Origin of the sequence: Brevibacterium marinum, from assembly GCF_011927955.1 — a bacterium.
GTDB lineage: Bacteria > Actinomycetota > Actinomycetes > Actinomycetales > Brevibacteriaceae > Brevibacterium > Brevibacterium marinum.
Genome location: NZ_JAATJN010000001.1, coordinates 1,378,150 through 1,399,517 on the forward strand (window position 1 = coordinate 1,378,150; position 21,368 = coordinate 1,399,517).

The window sequence follows — 21,368 nt, forward strand, 5'->3', positions numbered from 1 at the left end:
ATATAGAACATGAGTTCTGTCTTCCGCACGGTCGATCGGGTCCTTCCAGGGTCGACCTATCGTGACGTCGCGATCGTCACGGTCACGATCATCGCGGTCGCCCTGTCCTATGGAGCGATCTCGGCGGTGTCCGGCTTTCCCTGGTGGCAGACGCTGCTGCTGGCGATGTTCGCGCTCGGCGGCGCCGCGGAATTCACTTTCGTCGGTGTGATCGCGGCGGGCGGTGCTCCGATCCTGGCGGTGCTGGCGGGGCTGCTGGTCAATTCGCGGAACTTCGCATTCGGTGTGGCTGTGGGTCCGTTCTTCCCGCAGGACTGGCGGGCGCTCATCGCAGCCCATGGGATCAACGACGAATCGACCGCCATTTCGCGAACGGTCGGCAACGATCGCGCGCGGTGGCACGCCTTCCTCCTCATGGGAGCGGCCATCGCCCTGATGTGGCCGAGCGGGGCCATGGTCGGCCAATGGCTCGGGAATGTCATCGACGCCGACCTCCTGGGCCTCGACGCCGCGTTCCCGATCATCCTCTTCTCCCTCATCCGCGGCGACTTGAAGAACAGGGCCACACTGACGCTGACGGTTGCGGGCATCCTCGTTGCAGTCCTCCTCACGCCGATCCTGCCGCTCGGCCTCGGAGCCGTGAGCTCCCTGTCGGTGTTCGCCCTCGTGGCCGCGGGGTGGTCGATCCGAATCGTCATCGCCAGGCGCCGAGGCGGCACGGAGCAATCGTCCCGAGCCGTTCGGAAACTCACCCGCCGCAACGACAGCGATGCCCGCGAACCCAGCCGTCGGGAGGGGAGACGATGACCCCGATCAGCTTCCTCATCGCGCTCGCTGCGCTGAGCATCGGCACCTACGCCATGCGCTTCGCCGGGGTGAAACTCGGTGCGGCGATCGCAACGAAGGGCAGACGCCGAGAGCCCGCGACCACCTCGGCGGGGGACGGCGTTCCGTCGGGATCGAGCGGTCCGTCGAGGTCAAGCGAATCGGCAGACGAGCCCGGGACCGACTCGACGGCGACGGTGACGAAGTGGATGGACAGGGCGACGGTCGTCCTCATCGGTGCGGTCTTCGCGACGACCGCGATCTTCGATGGTCAGGACATCGCCGACCCGGCCCGCCTCATCGGAGTCGGGGCAGGAGTGCTCGCGTCGATCCTGCGGGTGCCGATGCTCATCTGCGTGATCCTCGGCATGGGCGTCTGTGCCGTCATCCGGATGACGGGGATCCTGTGAATGCCTGAGCTCCAGGCGACCGGGGACCTGTGAAGGTGCGTTATGACCGGTGCGCTTCATGTGCGGAGGATGACCCAGAGGTGGGGATTCGCCCAGGATCCGAGCCGATCCCGTGCTCGGGCGAGCTGCGATTGTTAGGCTGGAGGGCATGGAAATCATTGCCGGCTTGCAGCGCATCGTCTTTCTCGCCTTGTCCGTCGCCGCCTTCGGACTCCAGCTGTGGGCATTCATCGACTGCCTGCGCTACAAGGACGAGAACTATCGTGCCGTCGACAAGCAGAGCAAGAAGTTCTGGGTCATCCTCCTCGGCATCGGTCTCGCGCTCGCGCTCATCGCCCTGCCGCCCATGGGCATGCGCATCATCTTCCTCAACCTGATCGCACTCGTCGCCGGCATCGTCTATCTCACCGACGTCCGACCGAAGATCAAGGCCGTCGACCCGCGCAATCGCAGTCGGAACCGGAACCACAGACGCTGAGCAGTCGGCAATCACACACAGATGACGAAGGACCTCAATCTCCCGGGCGCCGACACCGACTACATCGCCACCTTCGGCACGAAAGAACCGCACACCCTCTTCGGCCACGGGTTCGCCGGCGCGATCCGCGACACCCGCCCCTTCGGCACCGGCATCTCCGGCACCAAGCACTTCCTCCACCTGCCCGGCCACGGCGGGCGCCCCTCGCCCGGTGCGGGATGGACCTACGGACAGATCGCCGAGGTGTTGGCCCAGGCCTTGAGCCGAACCTCGGCGACACAGGCGCTCGGAGTCTCGATGTCCGCCGGTGGGCTCCTGCGGCTGCTGGCGACAGAGCATCCGGTCACCCGGGGCCTCGAGAAGGTCGCCCTCGTGCTCCCGGCCTCATTCACCGGATTCTCCGCCGAGGTGAGCGACCGCAACCGTGCCCACCTGGAGAGACTGCGTGAGCTGGTGTCCTCCGGCGACGTCGAGGGAGTCGTCGATCTCATGCTCTCCCGCGAACCCGCCGAGGTGGCCGAGCTCCTGCCTGCCAGAGCGTGGACGAGGACGAAGGCCGAGAATCTCGTCGGCACCGACATGTCCGACGGCCTCGGCCTGGCGCTCGAGATCGCCGTCGACGCGAATGAGGGCGATGATCCGGGTGAGAACGGAGGCCCGATGGGCACCCTGGCGCGCTGGCCCGGGCAGGTGCTGGTCCTGACTCACGAAGACGACCCCGCACACCCCGTCGAGATCGCCGAGGCGGTCGCCGCCGCGATTCCCGGATCCCGGCTGGAGGTTCTGCCGGCGGGGTCGATCCTGTGGCGCGGTCGCCACAAGGTCCGACGGATCCTCGGCGAGTTCTTTGGCTAAACTGGCACAGTGCACATATCCGTCCTCTCTCTCCACACTTCGCCCGCGGCTCAGCCGGGCCAGGGCGATGCCGGTGGCATGAATGTCTACGTCGACCAGTCCGTGCGCGCCCTCGCCGCAGCCGGTCACGTGGTCGATGTCTTCACCGCCGACCCGGGCGGCATCGACGGGCTGGCAGCCAACGGCAGTCAGGGCGATACGCTCCAGATCGGCGAGAACATCCGCCTCCACCAGCTGCCGGTCGACGCGCAGAGCAAGGACGAACTCGCCGATGCCATCGATGAGCTCGCCCTGGTCCTTCTGGCCCGGTCGAGCTTCACCGGCGCCGATCTGATCTGGGCGCACTATTGGATCTCCGCCGAGGCGGCCCTGCGTGCCCAGGAGATGCGTGCCGAGGGCGTGCGGGTCGAGAGTGTCCGGACCGAGCAGGTCCGAACCGAGGGCGTGTGGACCCAGGGCTCGCCCGTTCGACCGTGCCCGGGCTCGCGGATCGTCGCGAGCATGCATACGATCGGTGCGGTCAAGAACCGGGATTCGGAGACCAGCCACGAACGTCCACAGCGTCTGCAGGCGGAGGAGCGCATCGCCTCGGCGGTGGACCTGATCGTGGCGAACACGCCCGCCGAACGCCGCGACCTCATCCACGAACTCGGCGCCGACCCGGCCTCCGTCGTGGTGGCCAGGCCCGGTGTCGACCACGAGCTCTTCACACCGGGGGACCGGAGCCGTGCCCGCGCGGCGCTGGGGCTCGACCCGGAGGAATTCATCGTCCTCTACGTGGGCCGGATGCAGTTCATCAAGGGCACCGACATCGTCGTCGATGCGATCTCGGGACTGCGGGAGAACGACCCGCACCTGGCTTCCCGGACCCGGGGGATCCTCCTCGGCGCGGTCTCGGGGCAGACGGCCTCCACATCCGGAGGCGACACCGCTGTGCGATCGGGTGGGGACAGAACCTCCGAGGGCGGCGTGAGCCAGGCCGGGTCGGCGTCATCGCAGTACATGCGTGACCTCTCCTCGGCGATCGTCGCCGAACCCAGTGTCGAAGTGCGATTCCCAGTACCGGCACACGAACTCGTCACCTACTACCGCGCCGCGGACATCCTCCTCGTCCCCTCACGCAGCGAATCATTCGGATTGGTCGCGGCCGAGGCCTCGGCCGCGGGGCTGCCCGCCATCGCTTCGGCGGTGGGAGGTCTGCCCGACATCGTCGAGCACGGGCATTCGGGCGTGCTCATCGCCGATCACAATCCCCGTCATTGGGCGATGGCACTCGAGCGGATGCTCCTCGACGATGAGCTGCGCCGCGAGCTCTCGGCCCACGCTGCCGATCGCTCCGCTCGATTCGACTGGTCGGCGACCGTGGCTACGGTGCTCGATGCCCTCGGGGCTGCCGACCCGGCGCTGACGGCAACCATGACGACCACGGAGGAAAGCACGAGCCTCGTCGGAGGCGCCTGCTGAACGTTCGGATGAACCGCTGACGGAAGGACACATGATGACGACCGACACCGAGACGATCCTGGCCGGAGTGAGGCAGTGGGCGCACGAGAACGAGGTCGAGGTCGACGCGCTCGAGGAGTCCCGGATCGCCGTGGTCCTGCCCGGCGAGAAGAAGCTGAAGACGACCGTGTCGATCACCGTCTCCGCGCGGACGGTGCAGCTGCAGGCGTTCGTCATCCGCCACCCCGATGAGAACGCCGAGGAGTTCAATCGATGGCTGCTGATCAAGAACTTGAAACCAGGCCCGGTCTCGTTCGGCATCGACACCCTCGGCGATGTGTATCTGGGAGCGAGTGTGCCCCGCGACCGTCTGCTCGAGGAGCTCGACTCGCTGCTTGGGGCGATTCTGGCGACCGCCGACTCCTCGTTCAACGAACTCCTGCTCATCGGCTTCCTCACCGGCATGAAGAAGGAATGGGCCTGGAGGGTCAGCCGAGGGGAGTCGACGCGGAACCTCGCGGCGTTCGAAGACGTCCTCAGCGGCGGGGACAACGAATTTCTCGAGGAGCCGGAGGGCTGACCGTGACCCGAGATGTGAGGATCGGACCATGAGCAAGCGAATGGACACAGGCCGACCGCGCGATGTCGACGACTACATCGCCGGTTTCGAGGAGCCCAAGCAGGATTTCCTGCGGCGCCTCCGTGACCTCAGCCGTGCCAATGCGCCCACGGCGACCGAAGGCCTCAAATGGGGGAATCCGGCCTATTTCCTCGACACCATCCTGTTCGTGTTCGCCGGCTACTCCGAGCACGCGAATTTCGCGTTCACGCCCAGCACCAAGGAGGCCTTCGCCGAACGGCTCAGCGGATTCGACACCGGTAAGGGGACGATCAAGCTCTACTACGATCGGGAGATCCCCGTCGATCTGCTCGCCGAGATGATCGCCTACCGCATTCGGGAGTTCGAGGTCGACGGCGTGAAGTGGATGTGAAGTCTCGCTCCGGCCGAGGTCTGGGCTGCGGATTCGCAGGACTCGACCGACAACCGCTCGTGGGCTCGTCGATGGCGACCAGAAGCTGATTGGGATCGGCGTCGGCGGCACCATCCGGTTTCGTCACAGCGGGGCCGGAAGCTCACGGCTGGTCTCGGCGAGCTGCTCACGCGGCGGCTTGCCGTAGGGCAGTCGTGCGAACACTGAGGCCACGAGAGCTCCCGAGACGTTGTGCCACACGCTGAAGACCGCACCCGGCAGGGCTGCCAGAGGCGAGAAATAGGTGGTGGCCAGCGTGGAGGCGAGGCCGGAGTTCTGCAGGCCGACCTCGAACGAGAGGGCACGCCGGGTCGGAGTGTCCAGACGGCAGGCGGTTGCGACACCGTAGCCGATTCCGAGTCCCAGGATGTTGTGGGTGATGACTGCCAAGAGGACGAGAAGTCCTGCCGAGGCGATGGAGTCGGCGGAACCGGCGACGACGATTGCGACGATGTAGGCGATGGCGATCGAGGCGAGCCAGGGGAGCACCGGCGCGATCGCGTCGACGAGCTTCGAGGCCACGAGCCGGACGAGGACGCCGACGATGACGGGCACGAGCACCGTCTGGCAGATCGAGACGAACATCGACCAGAACGGCACGTCCATATACGAACCCGCCAGCCACAGGGTCAGCAGCGGAGTGAGCACCGGTGCGAGCAGCGTCGACAGCGTCGTGATCGACACCGACAGCGCGGTGTCGCCCTTGGACAGGTAGGTCACGACGTTCGAGGCCGTCCCGCCGGGAGCGCAGCCGACGAGGATCACGCCGACGGCGATCTCGGCCGGGAGGTTGAACAGCGTGACGACGAAGAGGCCGAGCAGCGGCATGGCGATGAACTGGGTGACGACCCCGAGAGCAGCGATCCACGGACGTTTGGCGATCCTCGCGAAGTCCGGCAGGGTCAGGGTCAGACCCATGAAGAACATGACCACACCGAGGCTCCACGTGATCGTGGGCGCCAGAGGCGTGAACGTCTCTGGTGTGAAGAAGCCGAGCACTCCGGCGATGACGACGAGGACCGGCAGCGCGGTGACAGCGATGATCGAGCTGCGGTCTGAATCCGGCTGCTGGTTGTGCGACGTCGATGACCGGCCCGCATCGGTGTGCGAGTTCGGTGGGGTGGATGGCGGCGTGGGAGTGTCGGACATGCGTTCAGGCTAACCGCGCATTTCGGGATGCAAGATGGCGGGCCGAATAGTGAGAAGATGGCCCTAGCGCGTCTCAGTCCCGAACGTCTGGAGTGTGGGCGAGGCCCTGCCGGAACCTCCGGCCGTGCGAAAATGGTGCCATGACGCATAACCTCATCCTGCTGCGCCACGGCGAGAGCGAATGGAACCAGAAGAATCTGTTCACCGGTTGGGTCGACGTGCCCCTGACGGACAAGGGCCGCGCGGAGGGCCGGCGAGCCGGCGAGCTCCTGCGCGAGGCCGAGCTCATTCCCCATGTCGTCTACACATCACGGCTCAAGCGGGCCATCCTCACCTCGAACGTGGCACTCGAGGCCGCCGATCTGTCCTGGCTCGATGTCCATCGCAGCTGGCGGCTCAACGAACGCCACTACGGTGCCCTGCAGGGCAAGAACAAGAAGGAGATCCGCGAGGAGTTCGGTGAAGAGCAGTTCATGATCTGGCGCCGCTCCTTCGACACCCCGCCCCCGGCCCTCGGCGACGCCTCCGAATTCTCACAGGCCGGTGATCCCCGCTACGCCAACCTCGGCGACTCCCTGCCCCGCACGGAGTGCCTGGCCGACGTCATCGACCGGCTTCTGCCGTACTGGTACGACCGCCTCGTGCCCGAGCTCACCGTCGGGCGGACCGTACTCATCGTCGCCCACGGCAACTCTCTGCGCGCCCTGGTCAAGCATCTCGACGGAATCTCCGACGCGGACATCACCGGCCTCAACATCCCCACCGGCATTCCGTTGCACTACGAGCTGACGGAAGACTTCACCCCGGTCAAGCCCGGCGGATCCTACCTCGACGCTGCGGCCGCCGAGGCGGCGATCGGCCAGGTCGCCAACCAGGGCCGCTGAAACTCAGCCGCGCAACCGGTCCACGGCGATCGTGCGCATCTCCTGCAGGAGCAGGGCGATCGCCGGGGACGAGGTCATCGACGCCCGCCACGTGAGGTAGATGCTGCGGGCGATGCTGTGATCGTCGAGCTCGACGACGGTGACGTCCTCCGGCAGGTGAGGTCGACCCAGCCTCGGCACGAGGGCGAGAGCCCCGACCGAGCGCACGAACTCGATCTGAGTGTCATACTCCATGGCCCAATAGTCGATTCGCGGCTCACTGTGCAAGGGCGCGAACAGTGCCGTCAGCCAGCGGTGGCACACCCCGTTCCTCGGCGTCGACACGAAGACCTCGCCGAGGAGATCGTGTCGGGACACCTCGGACTTCGCCGCCAGAGGGTGATCGCGGTGGACGACGATGTCGGCCCGGTCCACGGCGATGAGTTCGGCATTGAGGCTCGAGTGCAGGGACGGCGCGGACTGTCTCCAGTCGAAGATGAGCGAAGCGTCGATGCGGCCCGCCGTCACCATGTCGATGAGCTCATCGGGCTCTTCTTCGATATTGCTGATCGTCAGCTCCGGTGCGACGGCCCGCAGGCGGGGGATCGACGGCACCAGGAGGCCGCGGATTCCGGTCGAGAACCCGCCGACCGTGATCTGTCCCCGCGGTTCTCCGGAGTGCGCCCGGGCCTCGGTCTCGAGGTTCTCCAGCCGCTGGAGCACCTCGGCGCCGTGGCGGCTGAGCCCACGGCCCATCGGCGTCAGCGCAATGCCGCGCCCGGTCCGCTCGGTCACCGGCGCCCCCAGGTACCGGGAGAGCTTCTGCAGCTGATGGCTGATGGCCGCCGAGGTGTAACCGAGGGAATCGGCGGTGGCGGTGACGGAGCCGATGGAGTCGAGGGCGACGAGGGTGCGCAGGGCGAGAACGTCGATCATTAGAATATTTTTACCAAATCAGGGAATTATGTTCAATAGAATTTTGATGAACCAGCTGAGATCCTTGTGGGTATGCGTCCGGTCCATCACCTGCTCGCCCTGCTCGTCGTCGTGCTCTGGGGCGTCAACTTCATCTTCATCGACTTCGGTCTGCGCGACTGGCCCCCGCTGCTGCTCGTCGCCGCCCGCTTCACATTCGTCGTGGTCCCGGCGATCTTCTTCGTCAGGTTTCCCCGGGGGAACCTCCGCCGCATCCTCGTCATCGGCGTCTTCATGTCCGCGGGCCAGTTCGGCCTCCTCTACACGGCCATGTTCCTCGGCCTGCCGGCAGGTCTGGCTTCGATCGTCATCCAGATCCAGGCGGCGTTCACGGTCCTCGTCGCAGCTCTGGTCCTGCGCGAGGTGCCACGGCGACGGCAGGTCATCGGCATCCTCATCGGCCTGTCCGGACTGGCCGTCATCGGCCTGAGCCTGCAGGCCTCGGTGCCGATGGCCGCCTTCCTCGTCGCGCTCGGCGCCTCCCTGTCCTGGGCGATCGGCAACGTCGTCGCCCGCGGGGTCAAGGAGGGCACCAACGGTGTGCAGATGACCGTATGGTCGGCTCTCGTCGTTCCCGTCCCGATGCTCGGACTCGCGTTCCTCGTCAACGGCCCCGCCGAGGTGGTCGAGGCCCTGACGCACCCGACCTGGGGCGTCGTGGCCTCGGTCGTCTACACCGCCGGCTGCGCCTCACTCATCGGCTACGTCATCTGGAACTCGCTGCTGGCACGGTTCCCCGCCTCCCAGGTGGCACCGTTCTCCCTGCTGGTTCCGCTCGTCGGCGTCCTCTCCGCCTGGCTCGTCCTCGGCGATCGTCCCACCGTCCCCGAACTCATCGGCGGTGCACTGCTGCTCCTGGGAGTCGCGGTGACGACGGGGGTGCTGAGAACCATCACGGGCGGCTTCACACGATCGCGCCGGAGGTCGCGCAGGGTCGTCGTCGGCGAAAAGCCCGAGGCCGAACATTCGTCGACCTCGGGGTGATTGCGCCGTTCACTGCCTTCGACGCAGCTCACTTCTTCGACAGGTAGGGCTCCCAGTTGCCGGTGAGCAGGTATTCGACCTTCTGGGACACGGACACCGCGTGATCGCCGAAGCGCTCATAGTAGCGCGAGAGCAGGGTGACATCGGCGATGTGGCGAGGCGCCAACGAGCCGGCGGGCGCCTCGGCGAGTTTGGCGAAGACACTCAGATGCAGTTCGTCGAGTTCCTCGTCGATCGCGTTGATCGTGGGGACCGCGGTCAGGCCGGGGTTCGACAGCAGGTTCTCGGTCGCCTCGGCGATCTTCTCTCCGGATTCGCCCATCCGGGTGAACGTGTCGGCGAAGTGGTCCGGGATCGCCGACTCCGGGTAGCGGATGCGCACCTGCTGTGCGATGTGGCGAGCGAGGTCGCCCATGCGCTCGAGGGACGCGGACATCCGCAGGGAGCCGATCACAGCGCGCAGATCCGCGGCGACGGGCGCCTGCAGGGCCAGCATCTCGGCGGCCTGCTGGTCAAGCGCGAACTGCATGTTGTCGATCGTGGCATCGGCCTCGATGACCTTCTCCGCCAACTCGAGGTCGTTGCTGCGCAGGGACTGGTTTGCCAGGCGCATCGCCTCATGGGCCTTGACGGACATATCGACCAGCTGCGTGGCCAGGTCGTCCAGTTCATTTCTGAAGACTTCGCGCATTGACAACGGTTCCTTAATCTCGTGGATCTCCTGCGAGGCGAGTACGCCTCAGGCCATCCCCTGTCGGACAGACGTCCGGTCAGGGCAGGCACACTGTCGTCAGCATTCCACGATCGGGTGAACGTTGTCTGGCGTTCAGGTGAATTCCTCGGCAAAAGCGGCCCCCGGAGGCCGATTCCGTGCATCCGGGAAGCAGACTGCACCTAAACTTGAGGGCGTGGACCTCTTGATCGTAGCGGTTCTGACCGGCATCGTCGGTCTGGGACTGGGCATAGCGGGAATTCTGGCGTTTCGCTTCAGCGAACGCTCCCGCGATGCTGCCGATCTGCATTCCGAGGACGACCTGCCGGAGGGCATCGCCGAGGTTCTCGCGGTGCTGCCCTCGGCCGCGATCGTTCTCGACGCCGGCGACGATGTCGTCAAAGCGTCCCCGGCCGCCTATACGTTCGGCCTGGTCAGAGGACACTCCCTCGCCTCACCCGAGATGCTGCGCATGGTCGGACGGGTCCGCTCTCGAGGACTGATCGAAGAGATCGACCTCGAGCAGAAGCGCGAGCAGACGGATTCGATCCTGCGATTCCTCCACGCCCGAGTGGCACCTCTGGGAACCTCCTTCGTCCTCGTCCTCTGCGATGACCAGACCGAATCCAAACGCGTCGACGCGATTCGCCGCGACTTCGTCGCCAACGTCTCCCATGAGCTCAAGACTCCCATCGGTGCGATGGCCCTCCTCGCCGAGGCGGTCACCGACTTCTCCGATGACCCGCAGGCCGTCGAACGCTTCGGCGGGCGGATGCAGCGCGAGTCGAAGCGACTGACCCAGCTGGTCCAGGAGATCATCGACCTCTCCCGCGTCCAGGACCACACGGCTCCATCCGCAACGGAGAAGATCTCAGCTGCCGAGGTCGTCGATGATGCCGCCGACCGTGCCCGCACGCGTGCCGAGGGCAAGAACATCCACATCGAGGTCTCGCCTCCGAGCAGGATGCTCATCGAGGGCAACTACGAGCTGCTCGTCAATGCGGTTCGCAACCTCATCGACAACGGCATCAACTACTCACCCGACGGCACCCGCATCGGCGTCGGCGTCGAACTCGTCGACGAACGCGTCGAGATCTCCGTGACGGATCAGGGCATCGGACTGTCCACCCAGGACACGGAGCGCGTGTTCGAACGCTTCTACCGCGTCGATCCGGCGCGGTCCCGCATCACCGGCGGGACGGGGCTGGGGCTGAGCATCGTCAAGCACATCATCGCCACCCACGGTGGGCAGGTGCGGGTCTGGAGCCGCCTCGGCAAGGGATCGACATTCACCATCGTGCTGCCGCTGGCAGGCAACGTCTCCGATGACGAAGCGACCTCCTCGGCGCCGGACGGGGTCCTCCTCGAGCATTCGGCCCAGGCTGCCGAGGACGAGGCCGAGGCGGGCACCGACGATGTGGCTGCGGACGAGGTGAGCGCCGCCGGCCCGCGAGCCGACGATGTCCGAGAAGATGACGAAGACGCTGACAAAGGAGCCGGCGCAGTGGAGAATGAGACAACCCAGGTTCTGAAAACCGAAAGCGAACAAAGGAAGCTCAAGACGTGACTCGTATTCTGCTTGTCGAGGATGAAGATTCGTTCTCGGACCCACTGTCGTACCTGCTCGGCAAGGAAGGGTACGAGGTGACGGTTGCCGAAGACGGTTTGCAGGCTCTTGCAGAGTTCGACCGCAACGGTGCCGACCTGGTCCTGCTCGATCTCATGCTGCCCGGCGTCTCCGGCACCGAGGTGTGCCGAGACCTGCGGACGAAGTCGAACGTGCCGATCATCATGCTCACCGCCAAGGACTCGGAGATCGACAAGGTGGTGGGGCTCGAGCTCGGGGCCGACGACTACGTCACCAAGCCCTACTCCTCACGCGAGCTGCTGGCCCGGGTGCGGGCGGTGCTGCGACGCAACGTCGAGTCCGAGGCCTTCGACGACGAGTCGGTGCTCGAAGCCGGAGGAGTCCGCATCGACGTCGAACGACACGTCGTCAGCGTGCGCGGTGAAGATCTGTCGATGCCGCTGAAGGAGTTCGAACTGCTCGAGATCCTCATCCGCAACTCCGGTCGTGTGATGACCCGCGGCCAGCTCATCGACCGCATCTGGGGCGAGGACTACGTCGGCGACACGAAGACCCTCGACGTCCACGTCAAGCGTCTGCGCGCCAAGGTCGAACAGAACCCTTCGGACCCGCGCCTGCTCACCACGGTGCGGGGACTGGGCTACAAGTTCGAAGCCTGAACGGGGCCGGGGATGCAGAAGGAGCCGTCCACCGATGTGGTGGACGGCTCCTCGGAGCGTTCGGCTCTAGGGACGTTCGGCTTTCGTGAGGCCGAGGTCAGCCGTTGACACCTGCGGCTGATTCGTCCTGCTGGCCCTGTTCCTGCTGAGTCTGTTCGCCCGGCTGCCCCTGTTCCTGCTCACCTTGTTCGCCCGGCTCACCCTGTTCGTCCGACTGGCTGGGCTCGCTCGGCTCACCGCTCTGCGTTGCATCGTCGCTGGGCGACTCCGAAGGCTTCTCGCTGGGCACGTACTCTTCGTAGTACGGCAGTGCGTTCGTCAGCACCTGAGTCCGGATGGTCCTCTCGTCGTCGCCGACCTTGACGGTGACATCGGCCAGGTCGCCGGGGCCCGCGTCGAGGTCGTCTACGACGATCGGCTCCGATGAGTCAGATGCGGAGCTCTCAGGGTCCTGGATGAAGCTCTCTCCGGCCTTGACCGATTCCTTCGTCTCGTTGCCGCCGACTTCCACGGACACCGAGGCGGTGGAGTCGCCCTTGTTGATGAGCGTGAAGAACAGCTGAGCCGGTCCCTCCCCGGACTCGTCCATGATGAGCATCAGACCGCGGACCTCGACGTCTCCGACCGTTCCCCATGCGCCGTCACCGGCGTTGTACTGGTATTCGGCAGTCTGGTGCGGCGACAGCAGGCTTGCACATCCGCTGACGGGAATGACGAGAGCGAGTGCGGCAACTGCGAGTGCCGCGCGGTTGTGCCGTTTCATTATGCTCCTTGAAGTGGCAATACAAGATCAATCTGTATACTACCCGGTTTTTGACGGGCCGTAGAACCCCGGTGGGCGTCAGAGTCAATCCTGCCGTGAGATCCCCGACATCGCTCCAGCTGATGGCCGGAACGAGCCGCTGCGGAGCGGAGCCTAGCACGAAGAAACCGCACCCTGAGCGATTTCTGTGGCGCGCCTCATGGTAAACTGGAAGTCCGCGAAAGGGGTTTGAACAGAATATGAGTTTCCAGGTCGGCGACACTGTTGTCTATCCACATCACGGTGCAGCGACAATTCAAGAAATCAAGAAGCGAACCATCAAAGGTGAGGAGAAACTGTATCTCAAGCTCCAGGTCGCCCATGGTGACCTAGTGATCGAGGTTCCGGCGGACAACTGCGACCTCGTCGGTGTGCGAGATGTCGTCGGTGAAGAAGGCGTTGAGAAGGTCTTCACCGTCCTCCGTGCGGAGTTCGTCGAGGAGCCGACCAACTGGTCCCGCCGCTACAAGGCCAATCTTGAGAAGCTGCAGTCCGGTGATGTCATCAAGGTCGCTGAAGTCGTTCGCGACCTCTGGCGTCGCGAACAGGATCGCGGCTTGTCGACCGGCGAGAAGCGCATGCTGTCCAAGGCCCGTCAGATCCTCGTTTCCGAACTCGCATTGGCCGAGAAGAAAGAGGAATCAGAGGCCGAGGCGCTGCTGGACGAAGTGCTCGCGTCCTGAGTACCTGCGTCATCGTTCCGGCCGCAGGGTCGGGATCGCGCTTGGGCAGCACCGACCCGAAGGCCTTCGTTCAGCTCAACGGAAAGAGCCTCCTGGTTCGCAGCCTCGAGACGATCATCTCCTCGGGGGTGGCCTCCACAATCGTGGTTGCCGCTCCCGAGGAGTTTTTAATGCGCGCAGTCGAGGAGATCGATTCCATTTCGCATTCGTGTGCTGCGGCATCGCTCGATGATGATGCAGAATCGGTGGAAGATGCCGGACAGAATCAAATCACGGCTGTTGCGGGCGGGAAAGATCGGATCGAGTCCGTGCAAATCGCCTTGAAACATGCAGAGGCGGCCGACATCGTTCTCGTCCATGATGCCGCGCGCGCACTGACCCCGCCCGGGGTCTTCCGCCGCGTGGCCGCAGCTGTTCGCTCCGGCGCCGAGGCGGTGGTTCCCGTGCTGCCGATGACCGACACGGTGCGTCGCGCAGAGCGACGTCACAGCGCCGAGGTGCTCCACGGTGATCTCGACCGCTCGGGCCTGCGTCGGGTGCAGACTCCGCAGGGCTTCGCCGCCGACACCCTTCGCCGGGCCCACAGCCTCTATCTCACGGACGTCGCCGAGTCGGGCCCGGATGCGATTGCACCCACCGACGACGCGGGACTCGTGGAGCGCCTCGGCATGGATGTGGTCGCGGTCGACGGCGACGAGGAAGCACTGAAGATCACCTACCCGCTCGATCTTGTGCTGGGTGAGCACATCGTCACGACGCGGGAGCGAGACCACGCGAGCGCGAGTGGGCATGAGACGACGCGAGAGGTCATGAGAGGACGGGGAGGACAGTGACGAGTGCGGTGATTCCGCGCACCGGGATCGGAGTGGACGTGCACGCCCATTCCCAGGATCCCGAGCGTGAACTCTGGGTGGCGGGCCTGCAGTGGCCCGGAGAACGCGGACTCGAGGGCCATTCCGACTCCGATGTCGCCGCCCATGCTTGCTGCGACGCGCTCTTCTCCGCGGCCGGGATCGGAGATCTGGGGCAGCACTTCGGGGTCGACCGTCCCGAGTTCGCCGGTGCATCGGGGATGAGGCTCCTCGCCGAGGCGGCACGCCGGGTTCGCGCTGCAGGTTATGAGATCGGCAACGTCTCCGTGCAGGTCATCGGCAACCGGCCGAAGATCGGGACCAGACGCAGTGAAGCGCAGAGGACACTGACCGCGGCCGTCGGCGCCGGGGTGTCCGTGTCCGGGACGACGAGCGATGGGCTCGGTCTGACGGGACGCGGCGAGGGCGTCGCGGCGATCGCCAATGCCCTCGTGTACCCGGTTCGGGCCGAAGGGGTGAGCTGGAGTGAGTGAGACGGTGCGACGATCATGAGGGTCCTCTTCCAAGGCGCGGGGGCGATCGGCGTCGCCGGTGCCGCACTGTTCGGTGACCGTCACGAGGCCTCCGTCGCCAGTCGGACACCGTCGCCCCGACCTCGGGCCGCGTTTCCGCGTCGAGTCGGCAACCTCGATTCCTCTCCGAGCCGGGCACCGTCAGCCGACGCGGGACGAGACGACCCGGTTCGGAACGATGTGGTTCGGGACTTTGTGGGATGGAGGGTCAGCGACGTCGCGGCGACGCGACGCGTCACGATCATCGACTGGGCCGACGCCCGGGAAGCCGGTACCACACGGCGCACCGGTGGCCCGCAACGACGCAGACGCGATCGCCCTTGGGACCTCATCGTGCTGACCACTCGCCCGGGCGACCTCGACCAGGACGTCGTCGACGCGATTGCAGAGTGCGCCCCGGTGTTTCTCGCGATCACGAGCCAGGTCGCCGACGATCTGAGGCTCGCACGATCGATGTTTCCGGGGATCGAGGTTCTCATCTTCGGGCCGGCGTTCCTGTCCGAACGCGTCGATGCTTCCGAAGTGCCGGTCGTCGGCAGACAGGTGCGCTACTGGGCACCCGCCGGTCTGCCGAGGTTCCTCATCGCGGGCCGCAGCCACGCGGTGACTCGACTCTCCCGCTCACTCGGCGCACTCGTTCTGCCGGTTCCGGTCGCCATGGTCACCATGCCGCCTGCCGTGTTCATCCCCTATGCCGGTGAGCTGAGCGCCCGCAGCGGGCGGTGGACGGCGCTGAGATTGCACCTGCGTCGTCCGACGAAGGCCGCCGCCGAGGCGGTGCACGCCCTCACGGGTGTCCGGCTGCCGATGTCTGCCTCGCTCGCAGGGCTGATCCTCGACGCGATGGAACGAGTCGTGCCCTTCGACGTCGGTGCGTACGCGGGCCGTCACTTCGGCCGTCACGAAGGACAGACGCTCGACATGCTCGAGGCGTGGATCGCGCGGGAGACCGAGCGCTCGCCCTCGGGGGAGACCCAGCGCTCACCCGGGCGGGTGGCTGCGCCGACGGACGAGCGTCTGCCTGCAGCGGCGCTGCGTGACCTCGCTCAGGCCCTGCGCCCGCGTGTGACCAGTAAGCCGATGCCGTAGAGCGCCGCAGTGAAGACCAGCGTGCCGATGATCTGGATGCGCACCGAATCCACGGTCAGGCCGAGGACGATGATCACGGCGATGCCGGCCAGCGTCGCATAGGACAGCCACGGGAAGCCCCACATCTTCAGCGGCAGCCGCTCGCCTGCGGCCTCGGCACGGCGACGGATGATGATCTGCGAGACCAGGGTCGCGACCCAGGTGACGATGAGCGTGGACCCGACGATGTTGAGCAGCACACCGAGCACCTCGGCGGCCCAGAAGTAGTTGAGGCCCACGGCCACGAAACCGAACGCCGAGGTGGCCAGCACGGATGCCATCGGAACGCCGCGTCTGGTCGCTTTGCCCAGCCCCGCCGGCAGCATCGACCGCTGGGACATGGAAAAGGCCATCCTCGAGGCGCCGTAGATGTTCGCGTTCATCGACGACAGCAGCGCGATGACGATGACCGCGGCCAGCAGCGAGGCGATGACCGGGAGGCCGGCCGTGTCGAGGACCGCGACGAAGGGGGACTCGGAGAGCCGTTCGTCCCTCCAGTCGAGGACGAGGACGATGATCGCCACCGAGCCGATGTAGAGGAACAGGATGCGCCAGACGATGGTCTTGATCGCCTGGGTCACGCTGCGGCTCGGGTTCGAGGTCTCGGCCGCGGCGACCGCGACGATCTCGATGCCGCCGAAGGCGAAGGCGACGACGAGGAGACCTGCCGCGACCCCGGGCAGACCGGTGGGCATGAACCCGTCGGCGAAGATCTCCTGAGGCGGTGCCGCCGGCGTCGCGCCGAACAGGTAAGCGGCACCGAGGACGAGGAACAGGACTACGAAGGCGACCTTGATCAGCGAGAACCAGAATTCGAACTCGCCGAAGCTGCCCGAAGTGGTGAGGTTGATCGCCGTGAAGACGACCATGATGGCCAGCGCGATGACCCACTGCGGGACCGACGGAATGTAATTGGCCGCGATCTGTGCGGCGGCGGTGGCCTCGGCGGCGACGACGAGGCAGAGCTGAACCCACCACAGCGCTCCGACGGCGAAGGCCGCGGCCGGGCCCATGGCGCGGCCGGCGTAGTGGGAGAAGGCTCCGGGGTTCGGGTCGGCGGCGACCAGCTCTCCGAGGGCCCGCATGACGAAGATGACGATGAGACCGGCCACCACATAGGAGATGAGCACGGCGGGCCCGGCGGCCTGGACACCGGCACCCGAACCGACGAACAGGCCGGCGCCGATCGCCGATCCGAGGCTCATCATGACCAGATGGCGCGGCTTCATGCCGACCTTGAGGCCGGCACCGGAGGTCGTCGTACCCGGAGTCAGGGGGTCGGATGAGGAGTCTGCGGGCACTGGGGACTGCGGCGAGTGAGATTCAGGCACCAGACGAGTCTAACGGGTGACCGCAGTCACGAGACAGCCGGTGCGCAGACGAAGAGATGCCGTGGTCGCAGATCTGCGACCACGGCATCTGATACCTCAGCTTCGCCCGGAGCCCGGCTCACACGCTTCGGCCGAGGGCAACCTCGGCGATCGGGGGATCGGACGTCTCACCGACGTCACTCTCCGCGTTTGATCCAGTCCTCCAGCGACGGTGACTCGGCGCCGATCGACGTCGGCTCACCGTGGCCGGTGAGGACGACCGTGGCGTCGGGGAGTTTGAACAGGACGTCGCGGATCGATTCGATGATCGTCTCGAAGCTCGAATGCGAGCGTCCGGTCGCCCCCGGGCCGCCGTTGAACAGTGTGTCACCGGAGAACAGCACGGGACCGACCGCACTGCCCGCCCCTGCCGAGGTGGGGACCGGCAGTCCGGTTTCGATGAAGAAGCAGGTCGAACCGGGGGAGTGGCCGGGAGTGTGCAGGGCCTTGACCCGTACCCCTCCGACGTTCCACGTGTCGCCGTCGGCGATCTCCTCATCGGGACGGTAGCTCTCGTAGGTCATGTCCCACAGCACGTGGTCGGCAGGGTTGAGGTGGACGGGCGGGTTGCCCACACGGTGAGCGAAGTCGCGCACGACGCCGACATGGTCATCGTGTCCGTGCGTGAGCAGAATCGCCTTGACCTCACGGGATCCGACCTTCTCCGCGATGGCGTTGACGTCGTGGGCCGGGTCGATGACGATGACTTCCGAGTCGTCGCCGATGATCCACACATTGTTGTCGACGTCCCAGGTTCCACCGTCGAGCGAGAACGTTCCGGACGTGACCAGGTGTTCGATTGCCGTCATCCCAGTTCCACCACCGATCGCAGTACCTTGCCTTGACTCATCTTCTCGAATGCCTCCTCGACATCGCCGATTCCGATCCTCTCGGAGACGAACTTCTCCAACGGTACGCGCCCCTGCTGGTAGAGGTCGACGAGCATCGGGAAGTCCCTCTCGGGCAGGCAGTCGCCGTACCACGAGGACTTCAGGCGGCCCCCGCGACCGAACACGTCGAGCAGCGGAACGCTCAGTCCCATCTCCGGGGTCGGCACACCCACGAGCACCACGGTGCCGGCGAGGTCGCGACCGTAGAAGGCCTGACGCCAGGTCTCGGGCCGTCCCACCGCGTCGATGGCGACATCGGCGCCGAAGCCTCCGGTCAGCTCCTGGATCGCTGCGACGACCTCGTCCTCGCTCTTGCCGCGGGTGTTGACCGTGTGTGTGGCTCCGAGGTCCTTCGCCCAGTCGAGCTTCGTGTCATCGAGGTCGAGGGCGATGATCGTGTTCGCACCCGCCAGGGCCGAACCGGCGATGGCCGAGCAGCCGACTCCGCCGCAGCCGATAACGGCCACGGACTTGCCGCGGGTGACCTCGCCCGTGTTGATGGCAGAACCGATTCCGGCCATCACGCCGCAGCCCAGCAGACCCACGACAGCAGGGTCGGCCTCGGGGACCTTCGTGCACTGTCCAGCCGCGACAAGGGTCTTCTCTGCGAAGGAGCCGATGCCCAGAGCGGGCTCGAGCTCGGTGCCGTCGGGCAGCGTCATCTTCTGCGAGGCATTGTGGGTGTCGAAGCAGTACCAGGGTTCACCGCGCTTGCAGGCCCGGCACTGGCCGCAGATGGCACGCCAGTTGAGAATGACGAAGTCGCCGACCTCGACGTCGGTGACTCCCTCGCCGATCTCGGACACCGTGCCGGCCGATTCGTGGCCGAGCAGGAACGGATAGTCGTCGCTGATCCCGCCTTCGCGGTAGTGGAAGTCCGTGTGGCAGACGCCGCACGACTTCACATCGACGATGACTTCGCCGGGGCCCGGATCGGGGATGACGATGTCGGTGAGTTCGACCGGCGCCCCCTTGCTGCGTGAGATGACACCTTGGACCGTCTGTGGCATTGCGTCTCCTAGTGCTCTGGGCAGTGGCCAGGACCTTCTGAGCCGAGGCCGATCAAGGTCATGCACGCCCAATGATGATTTCGTACAGCCCCCACCCTAACCAGGCACGGGCCTCGCGACCAGTGCGCGACGCGAAATGAGAGGACGGCCCGATTCCCATGTCGGGAATCGGGCCGTCTGCACTCAGATCGGTGACGCGCTCACTCCTCGTCGGGGTGTTTGCGCAGGTGCAGGATCGCGGCTCCGAGGCCGCCCCACACGGTGACGATGGCGATGATCATCATGACGATTGCTGATGTGCCCATGGTCAGACTCCCTTGTTTTCGTTGGTGGTGGTACCGGCGGTGGTCGTGCCGGTCGTGCCAGTGGCGGCCGTGCCGGTGGTGGTCGTGGGCTTGGCGGCATTCTCGTTGGCGACCGAGTCGGCGATCGCGGAGTCCATCTCGGCCAAGGTCGTCTTCGGCCATCTGACGAGCGAGAGTACGATCGCGGCGACGATGAGGACGCCGATCATGCCCCAGCCGAACGTGCCGGTGATCAGACCCGGATATCCTTCATACCCGTCGGTGATGAAGGTGATGATCTGCGTGATGAGCATGTAGATGAGCACCACGCCGGTGATCGAGATGAGGATCATCCAGGTGATGCCGAGCTTGAAGCTCGACACCGCGTTGAGGTGGCGGCCGAACATCGGCAGCTTGCGCAGCAGCCAGCCGACGGAGACGATCGCGAGGACGGCCGAGCCGACGATGCCGATGTTGTTGGCCCAGGCGTCCATGGTGTCCAGGGCGTACAGGCCGGTGATCGTGGGCATGAGCAGAATCGAGATGACGGCCATGCCGCCGCCGACGAAGATCGTCGAGGCCTTGTTGCCGACGCGGAACTTCTCGCGCAGCGCCTGGATGGGCACCTGGACGATGGAGATCATCGATGTCAATCCGGCGAAGACGAGGCAGGCGAAGAACACGAAGCCGAAGATCGGACCGCCCGGCATCTCGGAGATCAGGGTCGGGAAGCCGACGAAGGCCAGGCCGATGCCGTCAGTTGCGACATCGGCGACCTCGCTTCCCTGAGCGGTGGCCATGAAGCCGAGCGCTGCGAAGATGCCGATGCCGGCGAGGATCTCGAACGCGGAGTTCGAGAAGCCGACGACGAGGCCGGCGCCGGTGAGGTTCGTCTTCCTCTTCAGATACGAGGCGTAGGTGATCATGATGCCGAAGGCGATCGACAGGGAGAAGAAGATCTGCCCGTAGGCCGCGATCCACACTGCTGGATCGGTGAGCGCTCCGAAGTCCGGAGTGAATAGGGCGTTCAGCCCCTCGGCGGCACCGGGGAGGAACAGCGAACGGACGACCAGCGCGAGGAACAGGACGATGAGCAGCGGGATGAAGATCTTCGAGAAGCGGGCGATGCCCTTCTGCACACCCAGCAGCAGGATGCCCAGGACGAGGACCCAGACGATGATCACGGGAATGAGCACGGCCGGGACGAAGTCGAGCGAGATGCCCGGATCGCCCATCTTGAGGTAGTCGCCGAAGAAGAACCCTTCCGCGTCGTCGCCCCAGGCCTCGTTGAGCGAGAAGATCATGTACGAGCCCGCCCAGGCCATGATCGCGGCATAGTAGATGCCGATGACGATCGCGATGCCGGTGGCGAACCAACCGATCGGTTCCGCCGTCTTGTGCACCATGCGGTAGGCCAGCGGAGCCGATCCTCTCGACCGGTGGCCCATCGCATAGTAGAAGAAGAGCAGTGGGATTCCCGCGGTCAGCAGTGCGACCAGGTAGGGGATGATGAAGGCTCCGCCGCCGTTGTCGTAGGTCACGTACGGGAAGCGCCAGATGTTGCCGAGGCCGACCGCCGAGCCGATTGCCGCGAAGATGAACGCGGATCGGGAGACGAAGACCTCCCTTTGGGGTTTTGTCGTGGAAGACATGGTGTGTCCTTTCTGTCCCAACCGCCTGTGCGGTTGCTTGCCGTCGGAGTTCTGCTGCGAATGCGCCGACGACGGAAGCAGGGAGCGCCGTCCGGGGGTTCGACTCGGGGCGGAGTGCTTGCGCTCCCGTTCATTGCCTCCCAGCTTACTGGGAGGCTTCTGTGAAAGGTGCCGTAGGTCACGTGACTTGTAT

Annotated in this window: 24 protein-coding genes; 15 read left to right on the forward strand and 9 right to left on the reverse strand. The window is 65.7% G+C overall.

Translation table 11 applies throughout. The annotated features are described in order from the left end of the window. Nucleotides 1-9: 9 nt before the first annotated feature. The 7 genes from BKA07_RS05960 (at nucleotide 10) to BKA07_RS05990 (ending at nucleotide 5,003) form a co-directional block, all read left to right on the forward strand. Nucleotides 10-807 (forward strand): AzlC family ABC transporter permease, encoded by a 798-nt coding sequence (locus tag BKA07_RS05960; protein WP_167950085.1) that lies wholly within the window; start codon nucleotides 10-12, stop codon nucleotides 805-807. Then, nucleotides 804-1,235 carry an AzlD domain-containing protein gene (locus BKA07_RS05965; protein WP_167950086.1) on the forward strand — a complete coding sequence of 144 codons (432 nt, stop codon included), beginning with the start codon at nucleotides 804-806 and terminating at the stop codon, nucleotides 1,233-1,235. The genes BKA07_RS05960 and BKA07_RS05965 overlap by 4 nt, the downstream gene beginning before the upstream one ends. A 148-nt stretch (nucleotides 1,236-1,383) precedes the next feature. Next, a complete protein-coding gene (locus tag BKA07_RS05970) occupies nucleotides 1,384-1,713 on the forward strand; it encodes a DUF2516 family protein (RefSeq protein WP_167950087.1) in 330 nt (109 codons plus the stop codon). Between the two features lie 21 nt (nucleotides 1,714-1,734). Continuing rightward, nucleotides 1,735-2,568 carry an alpha/beta fold hydrolase gene (locus BKA07_RS05975; RefSeq protein ID WP_167950088.1) on the forward strand — a complete coding sequence of 278 codons (834 nt, stop codon included), beginning with the start codon at nucleotides 1,735-1,737 and terminating at the stop codon, nucleotides 2,566-2,568. A 9-nt stretch (nucleotides 2,569-2,577) separates the two neighbouring features. Further along, nucleotides 2,578-4,032, forward strand: a complete 1,455-nt coding sequence (locus BKA07_RS05980; protein ID WP_167950089.1) for a glycosyltransferase — start codon at nucleotides 2,578-2,580, stop codon at nucleotides 4,030-4,032. A gap of 34 nt (nucleotides 4,033-4,066) precedes the next feature. Continuing rightward, nucleotides 4,067-4,591: a YbjN domain-containing protein gene (locus tag BKA07_RS05985; protein ID WP_167950090.1), complete on the forward strand. Its 525-nt coding sequence runs from the start codon at nucleotides 4,067-4,069 to the stop codon at nucleotides 4,589-4,591. Nucleotides 4,592-4,619: 28 nt separating this feature from the next. Further along, entirely contained in the window at nucleotides 4,620-5,003 is a 384-nt protein-coding gene (locus tag BKA07_RS05990; RefSeq protein WP_245161859.1) for an iron chaperone, read from the forward strand. Nucleotides 5,004-5,126: 123 nt separating this feature from the next. On the opposite strand, the gene BKA07_RS05995 is transcribed toward BKA07_RS05990, so the two are convergent. Further along, nucleotides 5,127-6,191, reverse strand: coding sequence for a bile acid:sodium symporter family protein (locus tag BKA07_RS05995; RefSeq protein WP_167950091.1), 1,065 nt, complete (start codon nucleotides 6,189-6,191; stop codon nucleotides 5,127-5,129). 140 nt (nucleotides 6,192-6,331) lie between these two features. Between BKA07_RS05995 and BKA07_RS06000 the strand changes: the two genes are divergently transcribed. Beyond that, complete coding sequence (locus BKA07_RS06000) at nucleotides 6,332-7,075, forward strand: phosphoglyceromutase (RefSeq protein ID WP_167950092.1); 744 nt, start codon at nucleotides 6,332-6,334, stop codon at nucleotides 7,073-7,075. 3 nt (nucleotides 7,076-7,078) lie between these two features. Here the strand turns inward: BKA07_RS06000 and BKA07_RS06005 are convergent, their stop codons facing one another. Beyond that, on the reverse strand, nucleotides 7,079-7,990 hold the full coding sequence (locus tag BKA07_RS06005; RefSeq protein ID WP_167950093.1) for a LysR family transcriptional regulator: 912 nt from the start codon (nucleotides 7,988-7,990) through the stop codon (nucleotides 7,079-7,081). A 72-nt stretch (nucleotides 7,991-8,062) separates the two neighbouring features. Between BKA07_RS06005 and BKA07_RS06010 the strand changes: the two genes are divergently transcribed. Beyond that, nucleotides 8,063-9,013, forward strand: a complete 951-nt coding sequence (locus tag BKA07_RS06010; RefSeq protein WP_167950094.1) for an EamA family transporter — start codon at nucleotides 8,063-8,065, stop codon at nucleotides 9,011-9,013. A 28-nt stretch (nucleotides 9,014-9,041) separates the two neighbouring features. On the opposite strand, the gene phoU is transcribed toward BKA07_RS06010, so the two are convergent. Next, entirely contained in the window at nucleotides 9,042-9,704 is a 663-nt protein-coding gene (phoU, locus tag BKA07_RS06015) for a phosphate signaling complex protein PhoU (protein WP_167950095.1), read from the reverse strand. A 217-nt stretch (nucleotides 9,705-9,921) separates the two neighbouring features. Here phoU and BKA07_RS06020 point away from each other — a divergent pair, with 217 nt between their 5' ends. Next, nucleotides 9,922-11,292: a sensor histidine kinase gene (locus BKA07_RS06020; RefSeq protein WP_342448999.1), complete on the forward strand. Its 1,371-nt coding sequence runs from the start codon at nucleotides 9,922-9,924 to the stop codon at nucleotides 11,290-11,292. Continuing rightward, a complete protein-coding gene (locus BKA07_RS06025) occupies nucleotides 11,289-11,972 on the forward strand; it encodes a response regulator (protein WP_167950097.1) in 684 nt (227 codons plus the stop codon). Before BKA07_RS06020 ends, BKA07_RS06025 begins: the two co-directional genes overlap by 4 nt. A 97-nt stretch (nucleotides 11,973-12,069) precedes the next feature. On the opposite strand, the gene BKA07_RS06030 is transcribed toward BKA07_RS06025, so the two are convergent. Continuing rightward, the gene (locus BKA07_RS06030; RefSeq protein WP_245161860.1) at nucleotides 12,070-12,735 is read right to left on the reverse strand and encodes a hypothetical protein; all 666 of its coding nucleotides are present in this window, start codon (nucleotides 12,733-12,735) and stop codon (nucleotides 12,070-12,072) included. Nucleotides 12,736-12,974: 239 nt separating this feature from the next. On the opposite strand from BKA07_RS06030, the gene BKA07_RS06035 reads away from it, so the two are divergent. From BKA07_RS06035 to BKA07_RS06050, 4 genes are read left to right on the forward strand one after another with little or no spacing between them, the layout of a single operon-like run. Next, nucleotides 12,975-13,457, forward strand: a complete 483-nt coding sequence (locus tag BKA07_RS06035) for a CarD family transcriptional regulator (RefSeq protein WP_167950098.1) — start codon at nucleotides 12,975-12,977, stop codon at nucleotides 13,455-13,457. Nucleotides 13,458-13,468: 11 nt separating this feature from the next. Beyond that, on the forward strand, nucleotides 13,469-14,290 hold the full coding sequence (locus BKA07_RS06040; protein ID WP_342449138.1) for an IspD/TarI family cytidylyltransferase: 822 nt from the start codon (nucleotides 13,469-13,471) through the stop codon (nucleotides 14,288-14,290). Then, entirely contained in the window at nucleotides 14,287-14,802 is a 516-nt protein-coding gene (ispF, locus tag BKA07_RS06045) for a 2-C-methyl-D-erythritol 2,4-cyclodiphosphate synthase (RefSeq protein ID WP_167950099.1), read from the forward strand. The genes BKA07_RS06040 and ispF overlap by 4 nt, the downstream gene beginning before the upstream one ends. Before the next feature lie 15 nt (nucleotides 14,803-14,817). Further along, nucleotides 14,818-15,930: a hypothetical protein gene (locus BKA07_RS06050; protein WP_167950100.1), complete on the forward strand. Its 1,113-nt coding sequence runs from the start codon at nucleotides 14,818-14,820 to the stop codon at nucleotides 15,928-15,930. Here the strand turns inward: BKA07_RS06050 and BKA07_RS06055 are convergent. The 5 genes from BKA07_RS06055 to BKA07_RS06075 all read right to left on the reverse strand — a co-directional run bounded on the left by BKA07_RS06055 (nucleotide 15,888) and on the right by BKA07_RS06075 (nucleotide 21,175). Next, nucleotides 15,888-17,303, reverse strand: a complete 1,416-nt coding sequence (locus BKA07_RS06055) for an amino acid permease (RefSeq protein ID WP_425339349.1) — start codon at nucleotides 17,301-17,303, stop codon at nucleotides 15,888-15,890. The genes BKA07_RS06050 and BKA07_RS06055 overlap by 43 nt on opposite strands. A 173-nt stretch (nucleotides 17,304-17,476) precedes the next feature. Then, on the reverse strand, nucleotides 17,477-18,148 hold the full coding sequence (locus BKA07_RS06060; protein WP_167950101.1) for an MBL fold metallo-hydrolase: 672 nt from the start codon (nucleotides 18,146-18,148) through the stop codon (nucleotides 17,477-17,479). After that, a complete protein-coding gene (locus BKA07_RS06065; RefSeq protein WP_167950102.1) occupies nucleotides 18,145-19,239 on the reverse strand; it encodes an S-(hydroxymethyl)mycothiol dehydrogenase in 1,095 nt (364 codons plus the stop codon). Before BKA07_RS06065 ends, BKA07_RS06060 begins: the two co-directional genes overlap by 4 nt. Before the next feature lie 200 nt (nucleotides 19,240-19,439). Then, nucleotides 19,440-19,544, reverse strand: a complete 105-nt coding sequence (locus BKA07_RS06070; protein ID WP_167950103.1) for a methionine/alanine import family NSS transporter small subunit — start codon at nucleotides 19,542-19,544, stop codon at nucleotides 19,440-19,442. A gap of 2 nt (nucleotides 19,545-19,546) precedes the next feature. After that, a complete protein-coding gene (locus BKA07_RS06075; protein WP_167950104.1) occupies nucleotides 19,547-21,175 on the reverse strand; it encodes a sodium-dependent transporter in 1,629 nt (542 codons plus the stop codon). Nucleotides 21,176-21,368: the final 193 nt, after the last annotated feature.